The 15,421-nt window shown below is 43.2% G+C and carries 14 protein-coding genes; 7 read left to right on the forward strand and 7 right to left on the reverse strand.

Annotated features, from left to right (window positions below; genetic code table 11):
• Positions 1 to 34: 34 nt before the first annotated feature.
• Positions 35 to 301, forward strand: a complete 267-nt coding sequence (locus T426_RS0110385; RefSeq protein ID WP_025866145.1) for a hypothetical protein — start codon at positions 35 to 37, stop codon at positions 299 to 301.
• A 662-nt stretch (positions 302 to 963) separates the two neighbouring features.
• On the opposite strand, the gene T426_RS0110395 is transcribed toward T426_RS0110385, so the two are convergent.
• From T426_RS0110395 to T426_RS0110420, 6 genes are all read right to left on the reverse strand, one after another.
• Positions 964 to 3,990 (reverse strand): M1 family metallopeptidase, encoded by a 3,027-nt coding sequence (locus T426_RS0110395; RefSeq protein WP_153637605.1) that lies wholly within the window; start codon positions 3,988 to 3,990, stop codon positions 964 to 966.
• Between the two features lie 128 nt (positions 3,991 to 4,118).
• Positions 4,119 to 4,454: a hypothetical protein gene (locus tag T426_RS0110400; RefSeq protein ID WP_027585654.1), complete on the reverse strand. Its 336-nt coding sequence runs from the start codon at positions 4,452 to 4,454 to the stop codon at positions 4,119 to 4,121.
• 123 nt (positions 4,455 to 4,577) lie between these two features.
• Complete coding sequence (locus T426_RS0110405) at positions 4,578 to 5,021, reverse strand: hypothetical protein (protein ID WP_025866139.1); 444 nt, start codon at positions 5,019 to 5,021, stop codon at positions 4,578 to 4,580.
• 133 nt (positions 5,022 to 5,154) lie between these two features.
• Complete coding sequence (locus T426_RS0110410) at positions 5,155 to 5,373, reverse strand: YidH family protein (protein WP_025866138.1); 219 nt, start codon at positions 5,371 to 5,373, stop codon at positions 5,155 to 5,157.
• A gap of 79 nt (positions 5,374 to 5,452) precedes the next feature.
• On the reverse strand, positions 5,453 to 5,956 hold the full coding sequence (locus T426_RS0110415; protein ID WP_027585655.1) for a hypothetical protein: 504 nt from the start codon (positions 5,954 to 5,956) through the stop codon (positions 5,453 to 5,455).
• Positions 5,957 to 6,150: 194 nt separating this feature from the next.
• Positions 6,151 to 7,626: a glycoside hydrolase family 130 protein gene (locus T426_RS0110420; RefSeq protein WP_027585656.1), complete on the reverse strand. Its 1,476-nt coding sequence runs from the start codon at positions 7,624 to 7,626 to the stop codon at positions 6,151 to 6,153.
• Positions 7,627 to 8,125: 499 nt separating this feature from the next.
• Between T426_RS0110420 and T426_RS0110430 the strand changes: the two genes are divergently transcribed.
• The 6 genes from T426_RS0110430 (at position 8,126) to T426_RS0110455 (ending at position 12,929) form a co-directional block, all read left to right on the forward strand.
• The gene (locus T426_RS0110430; RefSeq protein WP_025866136.1) at positions 8,126 to 8,626 is read left to right on the forward strand and encodes an SMI1/KNR4 family protein; all 501 of its coding nucleotides are present in this window, start codon (positions 8,126 to 8,128) and stop codon (positions 8,624 to 8,626) included.
• Between the two features lie 44 nt (positions 8,627 to 8,670).
• A complete protein-coding gene (locus T426_RS0110435; protein WP_025866135.1) occupies positions 8,671 to 9,288 on the forward strand; it encodes a type II CBASS E2 protein in 618 nt (205 codons plus the stop codon).
• A 10-nt stretch (positions 9,289 to 9,298) separates the two neighbouring features.
• Entirely contained in the window at positions 9,299 to 10,129 is an 831-nt protein-coding gene (locus tag T426_RS25085; protein WP_051568972.1) for a Mov34/MPN/PAD-1 family protein, read from the forward strand.
• A gap of 18 nt (positions 10,130 to 10,147) precedes the next feature.
• Positions 10,148 to 11,521 carry a HesA/MoeB/ThiF family protein gene (locus T426_RS25090; RefSeq protein WP_051568973.1) on the forward strand — a complete coding sequence of 458 codons (1,374 nt, stop codon included), beginning with the start codon at positions 10,148 to 10,150 and terminating at the stop codon, positions 11,519 to 11,521.
• Positions 11,505 to 11,960 (forward strand): hypothetical protein, encoded by a 456-nt coding sequence (locus T426_RS0110450; RefSeq protein ID WP_025866131.1) that lies wholly within the window; start codon positions 11,505 to 11,507, stop codon positions 11,958 to 11,960. Before T426_RS25090 ends, T426_RS0110450 begins: the two co-directional genes overlap by 17 nt.
• A gap of 207 nt (positions 11,961 to 12,167) precedes the next feature.
• On the forward strand, positions 12,168 to 12,929 hold the full coding sequence (locus T426_RS0110455) for a hypothetical protein (protein ID WP_148303868.1): 762 nt from the start codon (positions 12,168 to 12,170) through the stop codon (positions 12,927 to 12,929).
• Between the two features lie 9 nt (positions 12,930 to 12,938).
• On the opposite strand, the gene T426_RS0110460 is transcribed toward T426_RS0110455, so the two are convergent.
• Positions 12,939 to 15,410 carry a plasma-membrane proton-efflux P-type ATPase gene (locus T426_RS0110460; protein WP_051568974.1) on the reverse strand — a complete coding sequence of 824 codons (2,472 nt, stop codon included), beginning with the start codon at positions 15,408 to 15,410 and terminating at the stop codon, positions 12,939 to 12,941.
• Positions 15,411 to 15,421 lie beyond the last annotated feature (11 nt).

The raw sequence follows: 15,421 nt of genomic DNA on the forward strand, positions 1-15,421 counted from the left end.
GGAGAAAGCGGTCGCGCGATGGTTGTGATTGAAAATGGAAGGATGTTTCGAGCGCAATGGTGATTCAACAACATTGAAAAACGATTATTTCTTCACCGTACTTTTACCTTTACGTAAAAGTACCAAAAGGTCAAGTCAAAGTGATCCTTCCACCCGCGTCATGATTTTGCCCTTTCCTGCCCACATCCCTGAATACCCGCACAAAACCATTCCCGCCATCACCGGCCCGGGCAACTTTGACTGGCTCACGCGCTTATCGCCTGTTGGCGATATTGGGGACGAGATAACGGGTGTGATTTAAGATTGTTTCGAGCGCAAGGAAGGGGGAGCTGATTTTTTTAAACCTTATTTTTCAGTTTTTAACCTTAGTAGCTATTCACGCACCCTACCACACAACACCTTATTGACCTTATTCATGCTCGTTGCAATAATGCCACATCCATAAGGTTAATAAGGTTGGGGGGTATTAAGAATTGCCGGGTTACTAAGGTTTGGCAAACAAAGAATAAGGTTTTCCGGCCTCGGGTGGTTTTCCTTGTCAGCCCCTCCCGGCCTCCCCATCCGGGGAGGAGTTCGGTCGCGGACGACAGAGCAATAAGCCAATTTCTTCGGCCTGAAAGGCCAGATTAATTAAGCCCAATGGCACCGCCTTGGGATTAAATGTAATGCCACTGGCAAGCTGTCCTCCGCTGGAGGAGGTGGCCGACAGGCCGGAGGAGGAGTTTTTGAATTGCCAATTATCCTTTACATTTTTTACTTTTTCAGACGACGACTGACAACTGAACAATAGTGTTCCTGCAAAAAAGCAGGGCAAAGGTGAAGGTCGAAATTTTCATGGTCTTCAATTTTTAGTTTTGCAACTCAATGATTGCATGTCTAAAGTTATTTCTATTTGTATCGCAGGCTGTTACGCTTCTTTAGAGATAAGTTACATCATTCACGCATTTGGCAAAGGAGAATCTCTTATCTTTTACCACTCATATTTAGCCTGTTAAATGAATCCAAGGAGAAAACAAAGCGGATCCTGTTTTTGAATGCCCCACCGGCTGAAGTCATGTTTTTGGAAACCAGTACGGGAATATAAATTTCGAAAAAGTCCCAAATACCGGTTTTCAAACCGGCCTCGTAGAAAAACGGAGAATTTTGGCCTACTGTTGCACCATGATCGTTGAGTAATAAATTGAGAAAAGGTTTTACCGGAAACCGGGCAGCTTTGCCAGGCAAATTACTTGTAAAGGACATGGAAAAAAGCCACCGGCTGTAACCCAAGCTATCGTTCATCGGCGATACCAACCCTCCTTCGGAAAGGGTCATTTGTCGCGAGAAGAAGTTTTCGGGAAACACACTGAAACGGTCGGGGTACGTACCCTGATAAAGATACTGCTGCCTGCCACTCCTTCCACTTGCTGAGAAAGCATAAAATGGAACATCCGGGTCGTTTTTTAGCATTATTCCTGAAAATAAACGGATATCCAAACCATTGTCTCTTCCAAAATAGCTGACCTTGTAGTTAAATTCCACCGAGGTCTTTTGGTATGATTTTCCGGATTCGAAAGAAGCCAGCAAGGTAAATGGATTCACTAAACCGGGCTTCTCGAGGAGATATCCAAATTGTAAATAAGAATTCATTTTTGCCTTCTCCTGAAGTTCAATCTGAAAAAGATTGGATGCGGCAATGTAATTTCCAAACACACTGTGGTTTAATGGGTGAGTCATTTTTTCATTTCGTAAATGAAGTTCCAGTCCGGTTTTTACTTTGCGGTAATTTTGATGGCCCGGGGCCCCAAATTGCGTTGCTTCCAACGAGATGGTTGCCAGCCGGATAAATTTGTCATACGGGGTAATGTTGTAAGCAACCCGCCCAAACCCAGCCAGATCAGAATTTCCGAATGCATAAAAAGGCATCACAAAATACTCCAGTGGTTTCGGAATAATAAAGCCGTTATGAAACGCCATGCCCAACATAAAACCGTTTTCCCTGGTCCAGTTAATGGCAGGCATATACATAAGTGTGTGCGTTTCGGGGTCATTAACAGAAAAAAGGAGTTGAGTCTGTAGCGGATCAGCCCTGGGAAAAGTACCGGTTTTATTGATATTGTTGTTAATTCTGGAAATTTCAGGCGTTACATGTCCGGGATCGATTTTTATTTCAGAATAATCGCCTGGCGGAAGATCGATCCATTTGTGTCCTTCAAAACCATCCACCCATTTTTCAAAAAAAATTGAATCACCGGTTAAACCTGAAATGAAAAGCGGCGCAACCAGTTCTCCTTTGTTTTTTATAAGCAACTGCTGATTCTCAATGCGGACCATTTTGTAGTCCAGTCGCTTGGTTGTACCCAGTAAATCAGTGAAAAACCAGCTTAAATCTTTGCCGGATTGAGTTTCAAGAATTACCCGAAGACCTTCAGGTTGCGGATGTTTGTATTTCCATTGAATGTAATATTCCTGCATGGCGGAGTCAAATACCGAATCGCCAAGATAAGCCCGGAGATAATGAAATGCGGTTGCGGCTTTATTGTAAATCATCAGTACGTAATTTAACTCGGTATATTCTGTTGCCGGAAGGTTTATCGGTTGCTCCAGGTTGTTGCGGGCCTGAACAAGCCATTCCAGTTCCTGCATTCGCTGGATTGGCAGTTTATCGATATGTATAAACTTTGCCAGCTTTCTGTTTTTAACATAGACTTCCCAAAGTTTTTTCCCGGGATATTTTTCTTTTAGATACCGGTCGGTGTAGGTGCTGGTGATACTTTCATCCATAAAAGGGAATTGCCGCTCATCCGAACCCAGTGCGCTGTAAAACCAGTTGTGGCAAATTTCGTGAGCGATCACTTCGTCGAGGGAATAAGCATCTTCTGCCAGGCCGATTACTGTAATGCCGGGATATTCCATCCCGTCGCCGGACGTGAGGCCGCTTTGAACGGCTGTGAAACTCTGATAGGGATAATCGCCAATTTTACTTGAAAACCAACGAATTGCTTCATTTACATATGATAAGGCTTTTTTCCAAAAATCAGCTTGCTGATTTGTAAACAAAACCATCGTAGCTACTTCTCTACCAGAGTTGGGAAGTATCACCTTCCCTTTTTGTACATGAAACCGCTTATCAGCAAACCAGGCAAAATCATGAATTTTATCCGCGGTATAACGGATCGTTTTCAACTGTTTCGATGAAGCCGGGAAATCGGTTCCTGCTGAATTGGCCGTTTTTATCCACGTAGTGTCAGCTGAAAGTTTGTCCAGCATTTCAATTTCGCTGTCGGTTTGCAGGTTTCCCGATGCACCTACAATGTAATTGACCGGCAGAGTAATACGTACGTCAAAACGGCCAAACTCAGAAAAGAACTCACCTTGATCGAGATACGACATTGGGTGCCAGCCTGCCTGGTCGTAAACTGCCGGTTTGGGATACCACTGGGAAATTTGGTAGGATTCGCCGATGTGGCCCAATCTGGAGGTTACTCCTTTGGGGATTTTTACACGGAAAGGTGTGGTAATTCGTACACTATCGCCCGAAATAAGAGGAACCTCGAGGTTTATCCGGCAAATGTCGGGCTGACCGGGTAATAATTCCCAGGGAACTTTCCTGCCATCGATTTCAAAGTTAAGTGAGTCGATAAATCCTCTCAATTCCGGATCATCGAATAACTTTTCCTTACCATAAAACGGGAACAATTGCCTGGCTAAAGGAGTGTTATTGCTGGAATAGGCATTTGGCCATAAATGAAAATATAAAAAATGAAGCGTATCGGGAGAATGATTGATGTATTCAAGAGTTTCAAACGCATTTAATTCATGAACCTGATCATTCAACGAAACATGAATGTTGTAGTTGACCTCTTGCTGAAAATATTCCTGAGCAAAAACTTCTGAAGAAGTCCCAAAAATAAACAGGAAAATGAATAATGACGTACAAATCAAAAAAATGCGCGAAACATCTCTCTGATTAGTCGATCGTGGCCGTTTTTCCGCGGTAAATGTTTTCATAAAAAAAGCCATATTCACTACCCAATGTAATGCATATAGCTCTTTTTGTCTTTTCATAGCAATGGATGTACAAACTCAAACGCAACTCGTGAATTAAGCAGCTTTGAAGAATATTTCAATTTTATTGATCAAACCAAAAGGATAATTATGATAATAATTAAAAGAAGACTCACGCCACCAATAACGATGGTTCCACCACTCCTCTTTACATTTTTCTTAATCTCCTTCAGCTCTTTTCTCATCTCACGCTTTTCTTTAACTGTCATGTTGGTTTTATCCATGCTTCGGATTTCTTCAACGCGCTTCGTTAGCCTGCTAATTTCTTCTGCAGATAGTTTATTCTCCGTTTTTGCCGGAACAGCTGATTTTTCCGAATCTGATTTCAGGTTCGTACTGTTGCCAAATGCCATGCTGGCACTTAACGTGAAAATCATTACCATTAAGAAAAATACACTCTTTTTCATCCTACAATTTTTAAATTTCAATTACTTAGATAATACATAGAATATTAGTTGATTAAGTGTCCGAACCGGGTTGCAATACAATCCGGAAAATAGATTGTGTCATTCCTCATCGGCCGGGAAATACTAAAAGGAATCAGTTGTCAATACAACTTCTTTGCCCGGGTACTGAACATTTATCCCATTTTCGGTCGTAATAAATATTTTGGTTGGCTTGTATGATGATACTGTTTCTAATTGGGCCGTGTGCTGCTTTGATAAGAAACTGGTGGAACTTTTCAATTGCCCAAGATTCTCTGTATTCCCCTGGTCTGTTACCATCCACACCACATAGGTCGTATTGGCTGATTCCAGCCGGTCAACTTCGGCCAGATCCGACACTTGAATTTTAACTTTGTAGTTCTTGTTTTTGTCTGACTTTATCACCACAAACCCCTTTGCTGCAGGGACTACGGAAGATGTCAAAAAATGTATTTTCTTCGCACATGAGGCTAACGGAATGAGCATCAATACCACAAAAGTTCCGGCCAGGATACTTAGTGTAATTCTACTTAACTTTTGAGTTTTCATTGGTTTTGCTTTTAAATGCTAAATACGATTTCAAAAACTAAGAGCAACTTCTCGCGAATGAGTACCTCCAAAAATTCCGGTTAGAGGTTTTATCAATCAGGCATTGAGTATTTCAAATCCCTCTCAATCCTTGTTAACTACGAGCCTTTTTATCCACGACAATGGCAACAATACCACCAGCAATCAGTACAACGCCCACTACGGGCGGCCACTGAACCGCATGTTTTTTTTCCTTTGTAATTTCAATCGGTCCCAGATCAACCACCTTTTCAGTGGTTATATAATTAAATCCTGTGTACGCGATCATCACAATTCCAACTATGATGAGCACAATGCCAAGTGTCTTTTTCATTGGGTACTTTTTCAAGTTATAGCGACATTTATACCAAATACTATTACTTTAGTTATCTTATAGCATGTGAGCTTCACACTTACTCCATTTTCTCCGGGGCAAATTCTTTCAGTGCATTTTGAAGTTCATCCATATCATCGTTGAATCGATTTTTAAATAATAACCAATCGTTTTTTCCGCCATCTTGATAATCAGCTAAGGATTTTTTCAGGTCACTATTTTTTTGTTCCAGTTTGGAAATCTTTTCCATGCAAGCCTCATCTGTTTCAGCAAGTTTCAGATACTTTCCCCTTAAAACTGCAATATGCTTTTGGTTGCTTGATAATTTCAGATCAGCCTCGTTCTTAAATTCCTCGATTTCTGAAGCGTAGTCCTTTGTGACTTCCATCATTTCCATTTTTGGGCTGGCGGTATCTTTCTGTGCTTCCATCAATTTCGACTTTGGGTTAACAGTGTCTTTCTGAGCCACCTGTAAATTCCCCCTGGCCTTCATTAACTTTTTATTTGCTTCCTGCCCGAACGATGTTAAAACAGTGCATATCATTAAAGCTGCCAGCATCACGCTAAAAATTATTTTTTTCATTGGATTCTGTATTAGGTGAATGACTAACTTACAAAGCAAAGGTATTCCACCACTTCCCCGAAAGCGTTACACAATTCAGGATAAGAGTTACATCATTCACACATTTTCAGGTGTGTAAAGTTTACACTTAGTGAATAGGACCGAAGGAATTAAATGGAAGTAAATCGTTCAAATCGTATCAGGTAATACCAAAGTTACCGGTTGGAATTTTTCAATTCCGTCAGAAGGTCACCTAAGTTTACGGTAGCATAGGTCGATGCATAATCGGACATCGCGTAAGGTATAATCAAATCGTTATTCTGAATGATGGAGCCACAGGAATAAACCACATTAGGCACATAGCCTTCCCTTTCTTCAGCATTTGGCATTATCAGAGGTGATTTCAATCTACCTATTTCTATTGTCGGGTCCTCCAGATCAAACAAAGAAGCACCTAAGACATATTCACGCATCGGCCCAACACCATGGGTTATTACCAACCATCCCTCATCTGTTTCAATGGGTGAACCACAATTTCCTATTTGAATGAATTCCCATGGGAATCGGGGTTTTTGCAGTAATTGGGCTTCACGCCAAATAGAGATATTATCTGAAAAAGCAATGTAATTGTTAAAACCATCCAAACGGCAAAGCATAACATATTTTCCATTCAACTTCCGGGGGAACAATGCCATTCCCTTATTTTGTGCAATTTCACCATGAAGTGGGATAACCTTGAAATGATAAAAATCCCGGGTCTCAATCATTTTAGGGAGAATGGTTGTACCGTCATAGGCTGTGTAAGTAGCGAAATATGAGACTTCCTTTTTATCATCTTCAAACTTCACAAAACGGGCATCTTCAATCCCATTTCTTTCGTTTGCCGAAACGGGGAAAATAACCCTTTCGGAAATATTAGTATCCAACGAAAAATCAAGTTCGTAATGAGATGACGCTAACCAGATGATCTGGCTAAAAAGAATCTCTTTGTCAGAAGCGAGGTGAAGCGATTTTTTTGCCTCTTCTATACAATGATAAAGCTCACCGTAAGTAAATTTATCGTTGAGTTTATCCAGGACTAAACCAGATGGAATGATCCCATGAAAATCCTTCATTTCATCCAGTTTCGTTTTAAATGATTCTTTATCGTAAACATGACGGCGTATATGTTCCGCCTCTTCCAGCATTTTACCCACAGGTTCTATCGTCAGGTTGTTATTGGCATCCAATACACCTGTTCGGAAAACGATTGATGAAATATGCCCTTCACCGGTTGCCCTGAAACTTAAAATTACTCGTTTCTCACCGGGGCCAGTTTCTGATTGATCGGGATGCTCAACAACCGATGGGTTAAAAAAAGCAGCCGATTCGATGGAATATTCCATCGTGAAATATGAACCCAGAAGTATTTTTTTTGAAGAAGTCAGCGACTCTGTGTCAATACTTAAGTCTTTAAATAGATGAACGATCCGATTAAAATGCTTTTCAAAAATTCGTGAAATATTCCGATGGCGCAGTGAATAATCTCTTAGCACCGGGTTTAATGCCAACATTGCCTCATTTTCCGACATATTCACGACAGAACGAATTGTGTTTTTAGCCCTTTCAGCGTCCGTATATAAAAAGCGGGCGATAACCCTGCTGGCATCCGGGCGAAAATTTATATCCTTTCTGGTTACGGCAACTTGCATCAGATCTTGATTTTTAGTATCCGATAAAGGTAATCCCAAAAACGAAATAAATCACTGAAATTCAAGTTAGTTTGCATTCTCGATCTTTCCCGTTGATTTCAAAATTATTTTAGTGACAGGAATGGGAGGAAATCCAGCATAGCCTTTCATTTCATTGCACATCCTTCGTGACGAAAAATATATGCATCAATTTCATCTCAACAAAGCTTTCGCCGACGTGCCCTCAGTCGCTAACCAAACTCCATATTTGCATCACATTCGCTTTGCACAATTTTCGTCACCAAACGCAAACAGTAGCACATCACATATAAAAGACTACATATCAACAGATTTGTATTGCATATTACTTCAAATATTCTTACATTTTGTTTGAAAAGTTCTGGAATAGCAAAACCCGAATATCCATTTATTAGTATTGAGTTATTTTCTCCTTTTCATCCACTACAGACAAGAGCTACTCTTGTTTCAAAGCATGCTTATACGCTAACGCCTAACCAACATGATGAAAGATTTGCTGCGTCAGCTGGAAAAAAAGATGGAAGCCCTGCCCCACCGTTGCTTCTTTAATGAAGCTGTGGGGTATGATGAACTAATGGATTTTCTGGATCCGCAGCCTTTTCTCTTTCCATTGTCACACATGACTTTTTTACTGAATTACAACGGGGGCTTCATTTGTTCCGAAAAAATACAAAAGTTATCGATAGAAACCGTGGCGTGGAACAGCAATCGTTTTCTCAGTATACATGAAATTGATGCAGCCTATAGTCGGATTCGTCACAAATTCAGCAAGAATGGACCACAATTTGTTCCTTTCATGCAGGTTGAAAACAGCGAATACCTGGCCTTTACATATCCATACGAAGAGTATGAAAGTCCTGTTTATGATATCTGGCATGAAGCTTTTCCGAACGAATGGCTTCAACAGGAAGTATACTCCGGATTTGAAGAATTACTGGATGATTACATTCGAAACAATGGTATAATCGTTACCATAGGATAAAAGAACCCGATACAAACCAAAATATCATCTTAAAACCTTCTATTATGCCGACAATTAGAGATGCAGCGGAAGAAGCCCGCAAACGCTTGGCTGAAAAGCTAAAAAAAGGAGAAAAAGTAACCATCCGCTCCAACGGAGAGGTCGAAGCCGACGGGAAATCCGGCGATGGCATTGAGATCCCCAAAGGCAAACTGGCCTACCAGTGGTACGATAACGACCCGGATTTACTACAGGAAGAGAAGTTGGCCATGGCCCGGTTCTTTCCAAAGTTTAAAATGGAAAAGCTGGAAGACGGACGGCTTTTCTGGCACGGAGCCGTAAAAACCAAGGTACTCAATCCGGATAACGAGTGGTACCTACAGGTTATTTATCAAAATAATCATCCTGACAACAGTACGTATGGTGGCTCCATCCGGGTCTACTCAGTCGATCCCGATCTGGAGGAACTAGCGGCTGAAGTAGGAGGAATTCCTCACATGCTCCGCGACGAAAACAATCATGTGTTTATTTGCACGGCCCGGCAAACCGATTTTCTGGCTTCGCCGGAAGAGAGCAGTTCTGCTGCCTCAGCGATTGCCTGGGCGGTGAAGTGGATTACGGTGTTTGAACTATGGCTGGATAGCAAAGTAACCACTGAAGAGTTTCAATCACATACTTTTTAATTAATCCTGAATGGTATCCGCTGAAACACCTCGTGTTGTCTTTTCAACCGATGCGTTCAATACCATTATCACTGAAACACTGCACAAACATCCTGATGAGACCGGTGGAATTTTGCTGGGACAGGACGATGGCAGTATGTGGTATGTCATTGAATGTATCGAACCAGGTCCGGCAGCCATTTTCCGACCGCATTATTTCGAATACGATCACGACTTTGTGAATTATGTAGCACGGGCGCGTGCCCGGCGTTATCGTATTCCACTAAAACTGCTCGGTCTCTGGCACCGGCACCCCGGAAGCTTCGATCGTTTCAGCTCAACTGATGATGAAACGAACAGGGCTTTTGCCGAAAAAAGAAGCCCTGGGGCCATATCGGGGCTGGTTAACATCGATCCCAATTTCCGGTTTACGCTGTACCATTTCGATGCCACACTCAAATATCGCAAAACGGAATATGAAGTGTCAGACGAAGGCATTCCGGCCTCATACCTGATGAAACGTTTCACCGGCAAGGAATACACGGAAGCCATCGGTAATGAACTCAAAAACCCCGAAAAACAATTACCCGAAGAATTGCTGGACATCCTGCTGTATGAAAACGAATTACTTCTGAAACAACGACTTTACACATGCTCTTTTCGTTACGAAGGCGAAGCCGTTTTGTATGATTGCCATCTGAAAGGCAAGCTGATTGGCAAATCATTGCCCGAAAACATTCACTGGAAACTAACAGGAACCAGTGGCCATTATTCCATCGAGACGGTCGATGGAAAGGATATACCCTATACCAAAGGATGTTTTCTGGAATACATAAACCGAAAAAGCAGCCTTTCGCATTAGCCTATAAAACCGATTCGTATGAAAATACCCCAAAGCAAACTCAGCCGGAAACAACGGCGTCAAAAGCTTAGCAAGCTAGCTTCTCCAACTACAGAAGCATTAAAAGCCAGGGTTTATACTCCGCCGCTACCCCAAAAACGCCTTAGTGAAGATTTAAGCCTCGTGGGTTATTTTTTCCCGGAAACGGCCGTGAGCAATATTGTCGATTTTGCGCCCTTTGGAAACAGTTCTTCCGCTCTTCTCTATCCGTTTTTCAACCGAATCGGAGCCAACGAAATCGGTTTATGGATGGGGCCGGATACACAGAAGTTGGTATACTCCCGTTTTCAATCGCCCATTTCAGAACTTCTCATGAAATACCCAATGGAGCTCATCGGATTTTTAGTGGAACAGGATAATTACTGGGCTCTTTTATCCACTAATGAGCGCATCCTGGGCTTTCAGGAAGAAAATGAAACCTGCTTTTTTCGTTATGTTTCCGATCAGTTCACCCCTTGTGAAACCATTCCCTACACACTGGAATTAGATGTTTTTTCGCGAAATACCGGCATTCTGGAGACTTCCGTCATGAAAAACAGAAAGGCAATTATTTCAGGGTGTGGTTCAGTGGGAAGCCTGGTCGCCCTGGAATTAGCCCGGGCTGGAGTTGGTCATTTTTTGCTGGTTGACAATGACACACTTGATTACGCCAATATTTGCCGGCATCAATGCAACATCGCCGATGTCGGCAGGTACAAAACCGCAGCGGTAGCCGATCGTATCCATCTCATTAATCCAGGTGCCGATGTTCAACAGGAATGTACCATAATTGAAAACGTACCCGGAAAAACTTTCGAGGCATTCTGTACACCCGATACCATTATTGTTGGTTGCGCCGATAACCGGCAAGGCGATCTTTATGCCAGTAAACTGGCCACCTATTATGGTTTCCCGATGGTGAGTATTGGTTTTTGGGAACGGGCTTTTGCCGGCGAGATATTTTACTGGTATCCCGAAAATGAAAATCTGGCTTGCTATCACTGTTTTACTAATGCATTAGGCGAATTGTCAGGAAGGCAATCGGTGAACCGGCGATTTTACACGACGGAAGAAGATTTAACGAAAGTTCATTTCATGCCGGGTATTTCCGCCGATATCAGTTTCGTGACGAATATTGGCATCAAGATCTCGCTTGATTTGCTGAACAGAAACGACGAAACGTATATTCCCAGAGTCCTGGATAATTTAACTCAGTTTACACTGGTAGCGAACACTAACAAACCCGAAATAGGCGGAAAACAGGCAGAAATGTTTTCCTATCCGCTTCAGGTTACCACCAGCATCGAAGTGCAAAAGCGGTCGGAATGTCCCTATTGTGGAAACTCAACTGTTAGTCATGACCATTGGGCCTGACGGAAGAATCATTCGGAGAAACGTCCGACGGGTAACACCGGTTAACACTTACCATCCCGAGGAGAACCTGGGATTTATCATGAGTTATTTGGTGCTGGTGTTTCTCTCCATCGCTTTTGTCGTTGCTTTTGTGATTTTGGGATGGTTGGGCGACCTGATTCTGAACTGGACCTGGTGGACGGCTTCTAATTTTGGTACCGTTGGCACGCTCATTAATTTCCTCATTTTCCCGATTTATATCTCCGGTGTAATCGAAGGACTTTACTACGGGAACCGATTCCGATATAAACTTTACGCGTTCATTTATGGCTTCATCACCATAGCCATCCCGCAAACACTGGATCAATTGAATGATGCCGAATTTAACTGGATGCAATACGGATGGGCACTGGGATACGGATTGTATTGCCTGTGGCTGGCACTGAAAATGGCCGACTAACCGCTAATATTGAATTTGAAACACATGATCATCCACATGATCATCCACATTATCTCCAAAGTAACCGGCAAGTGCAATATGAGGTGCCATTACCGGGTTAGTTGCGAAAGATTCCCTGAACACGATTTCGATGCATTCGACGACTCCGAGGTTCGTTCCACTCAACAACCACCTCACACACCTAACGAATTTATTTAAGCTTGAAGTATGATACTCGAACCTGTAACGATTCAATGTCCGCATTGTGGATTAATCTCGCGACATTATCAGGTAATGTCCGGAACCATATTCGACTCGGAGACATTTACCGACGGAAAAACCGATGTAATTAGCGGAGCCTATGGCAAAGATCCATTTCTGATTCGTTGCCGGCGATGTCAAGGATTCTATTTCTTTGGCGATCATATCAATGAACAAAAAGAAGACTTCGACGATCTTCCCGGACTCGATTATGAAGAACATTATCTGGAGAAGGAAGATTATCATGAAGCGCTGCAACAGATAAATCAACTTTCTCCCGAAAGGGAAAAATGGTTACGAACACTGCTTTGGTGGGCGATTAACGATCTCATCCGAAATAACGCTGGCTGGGGCAAACGGCGCAGCAAGATTTTGGAATTTGTAAATTTTATTCTCAAACCATTGCAGAAAGTTAAATGGTTGCATTACAGTTATCCGGAATACCGAAAATGGCTGAGCGCAAAAAATGATAATATGCGGCGCTTGCTCCAATTACTCGATCCGGTCAACGATATAAATGACGCCTGCCTCTCGGTCGAAATTCACCGCGAGCTGGCAGCGTTTTCACTTGCCCGGCAACAGCTGAAAATGATTTCGCCCAAAAATTGCCATGCCTTTTATCGGACTCAGAAACGATTGCTAAGACATCGCGACCGGTTTGTCCGGAAAATCAACTACTCCCCTGTGCATAACACACAGCAGGAAGTAGTTCTGGTTACCGGCGAATGAACTTTTTTTTTAGCGTGAACGCCTACCCCAGTGTTTGTAATTCCGGAACCGCACATTGGAGTGGTCCAGTACTTTCAGCATTTGTACTTTCAACGCATCGGTAATAACCAGTTCCAGCAAAGCGTAACCCCAAATCAACGCGGCCAGTTTCCAACCCATTGCCGGCATCAAAAAACCATTCACCGTAATCAGCGTAGCGACAATTTGCGTACTGATAATAGCCAGCAACAGGGCTTTGGATGGTTTCACCGACCAGAAGTGACCTTTGGTTCGGGCCATGAATACCGTCAATTGTCCGGCTACCGATAACTTCAGATAAATGAAAGGTTGCAGAACCGCATTGCTCAAATGCAACATCTCTTTCCCGATGAACAACATTCCGAACGTGAAAAGTACACCAATCAGGCCAAGGAATGTGGCGATACCTAATGTGGTACGCATATTCCATTTGTCCGGTGTGCGGGAGTATTTCACATTGTCGACGGCAATGGTCATAATCGGCGCATCATTCAGCAATGCCAGCAAAACAATCATCAATGCCGAAACCGGGTAAAAGTTGAAAGCAATGATGGACAACGTAATGAACAACAGCACACGAATGGTTTCAGCAATCCGGTAAATGGAATAGTTATTCATGCGCTGGAAAATCTTCCGGCTCTCTTTAATCGCATCAATAATAACCGACAAGCCAGGTTTCGTTAGGACAATCGATGCAGCTGACTTAGCAGCATCGGTCGCTCCGGCAACAGCAATTCCCACATCTGCTTTCTTTAGTGCAGGAGCGTCATTTACACCGTCACCGGTCATCCCCACGATGTGATCGTTGTTTTGGAGGATTTCCACAATGTGGTATTTGTGTTCCGGGAAAACCTGCGCAAAACCGTTCGATTCTTCAATCTCTTTTAACGCCACGCGATCGGACTTTTGCATGATGGCATCTACCCCTTTGATATTCGTTTTCAGACCAACCATGCTAGCGGTCTCTTTCGCGATAGCCGTATGGTCGCCGGTGATCATCTTCACCTCTACTCCCATCTCCTGAGCCGTTTTAATCGTTTCAGCCGAATCTTCTCGGGGCGGATCGTACAATGGAATCATCCCAGCATACGTCCAGTTCCCACGTTTATCGGTGCGCGCAACACCCAGGGCACGGTATCCTTTTTCAGCGAAAGCCTCCACCTGATTATTCACCTGCTCTTCCACCTTTTCGGGATGTTTCATCAACGAAAGGATAGCCTGTGGGGCGCCTTTGGCCACCTGAAAAGTAGATGAACCCTCCTTCACGGTCGACTCGGTGTGTTTGATGACCGGATCGAAAGGCTTGAAATCAGTTACCTCAAGTTCATTTAAAGTATTTTTATTGGTTTCATCAGCCAGCGTATGCTCGATAATGGCACTGTCAATGGGGTCGTGATCTTCCTCACTGGAAGCTAAGGTGCCCAGTACGAGTACATCATTGCCGGTGAATTTATCAAAGGGAACCACCTCTGCCAACGTCAGCTCATTTTTAGTGATAGTTCCGGTTTTATCTGAACAGAGAATATCCATCCCAGCCATCTCCTCAATGGATGCCAATCGACTAACAATGGCCTCCTTCCGCGCAAGCGCCGAAGCTCCAACCGCCATCGTGACCGAAAGCACCGCCGGCATAGCCGCTGGAATCGCAGCTACCATTAACACCAGGGCAAACTGGATAAAATGCAGCATGCTTTCTCCCCGGAAGAGGGAAACGATAAAAATGAGTGAAACTAACACGAAAGCGAAAACAATCAAGTAATTACCGATTTTAATCACCGCCCGCTGGAAGTGACTGGTTGTTTTAGCTTCCTGAACCAGTTTGGCGGTTTTGCCAAAAAAGGTATTCATACCGGTCGCAGTCACAATCCCATTCATCTCGCCTTGCTTTACCACTGCACCGGAATAAGCCATATCCGACGACTTTTTCTCTACCGGTAATGATTCACCGGTCAGGGACGACTCATCCAACTGCAGGTAGTCACCCTTGGTCAACTTCGCATCGGCCGGCACCACATCTCCCAGCCGCAACCGAATGATATCGCCGGGAACTAATTGGCCGGCTGGAATTTCCTGCCATTTTCCGTCACGGATAACCCTGGATTTTAACGCCAGTTTCTTCTTCAGCAATTCAATGGCGTTATCAGCCTTATGCTCCTGCCAAAAGCCAACCACGGCATTCAGCACCAACAATGTGGAAATAATCCAAAAGTCTTCCCAGTGATGAATCACCGCCGAGAGGATAGCAGCAATCTCAATCATCCAGGGAATGGGGCCCCAGAAGCTTCTGAGAAATTTGACGATAGGATGTTGTTTGTGTTCATTTAAACTGTTTGGCCCGTATTGACTCAATCGCTTGGTAGCTTCTTCGGAGGACAAGCCTTTTTCGGAAGTTTGGAGCTTCTCCTTTAGTTCATCAATGGTCAGATTATTAAATTCCGGTTCCACTGTATTGTTTCCGTTCATAAGACATTCAT

The organism is Prolixibacter bellariivorans ATCC BAA-1284 (genome assembly GCF_000621705.1).
In the GTDB taxonomy this organism is placed as follows: Bacteria; Bacteroidota; Bacteroidia; order Bacteroidales; family Prolixibacteraceae; genus Prolixibacter; species Prolixibacter bellariivorans.

Excerpts from the sequence above, each read along its gene's own strand:
- T426_RS0110450 (WP_025866131.1), top strand. The coding sequence starts at position 11,505 with ATGACCATTGGGCCTGACGGAAGAATCATTCGGAGAAACGTCCGACGG.
- T426_RS0110385 (WP_025866145.1), top strand. The coding sequence starts at position 35 with ATGGAAGGATGTTTCGAGCGCAATGGTGATTCAACAACATTGAAAAAC.
- T426_RS0110415 (WP_027585655.1), bottom strand. The coding sequence starts at position 5,956 with ATGAAAAAAATAATTTTTAGCGTGATGCTGGCAGCTTTAATGATATGC.
- T426_RS0110455 (WP_148303868.1), top strand. The coding sequence starts at position 12,168 with ATGATACTCGAACCTGTAACGATTCAATGTCCGCATTGTGGATTAATC.
- T426_RS0110420 (WP_027585656.1), bottom strand. The coding sequence starts at position 7,626 with ATGCAAGTTGCCGTAACCAGAAAGGATATAAATTTTCGCCCGGATGCC.
- T426_RS0110460 (WP_051568974.1), bottom strand. The coding sequence starts at position 15,410 with ATGAACGGAAACAATACAGTGGAACCGGAATTTAATAATCTGACCATT.
- T426_RS0110435 (WP_025866135.1), top strand. The coding sequence starts at position 8,671 with ATGCCGACAATTAGAGATGCAGCGGAAGAAGCCCGCAAACGCTTGGCT.
- T426_RS25085 (WP_051568972.1), top strand. The coding sequence starts at position 9,299 with ATGGTATCCGCTGAAACACCTCGTGTTGTCTTTTCAACCGATGCGTTC.
- T426_RS0110400 (WP_027585654.1), bottom strand. The coding sequence starts at position 4,454 with ATGAAAAAGAGTGTATTTTTCTTAATGGTAATGATTTTCACGTTAAGT.
- T426_RS0110410 (WP_025866138.1), bottom strand. The coding sequence starts at position 5,373 with ATGAAAAAGACACTTGGCATTGTGCTCATCATAGTTGGAATTGTGATG.
- T426_RS0110430 (WP_025866136.1), top strand. The coding sequence starts at position 8,126 with ATGATGAAAGATTTGCTGCGTCAGCTGGAAAAAAAGATGGAAGCCCTG.
- T426_RS25090 (WP_051568973.1), top strand. The coding sequence starts at position 10,148 with ATGAAAATACCCCAAAGCAAACTCAGCCGGAAACAACGGCGTCAAAAG.
- T426_RS0110405 (WP_025866139.1), bottom strand. The coding sequence starts at position 5,021 with ATGAAAACTCAAAAGTTAAGTAGAATTACACTAAGTATCCTGGCCGGA.
- T426_RS0110395 (WP_153637605.1), bottom strand. The coding sequence starts at position 3,990 with ATGAAAACATTTACCGCGGAAAAACGGCCACGATCGACTAATCAGAGA.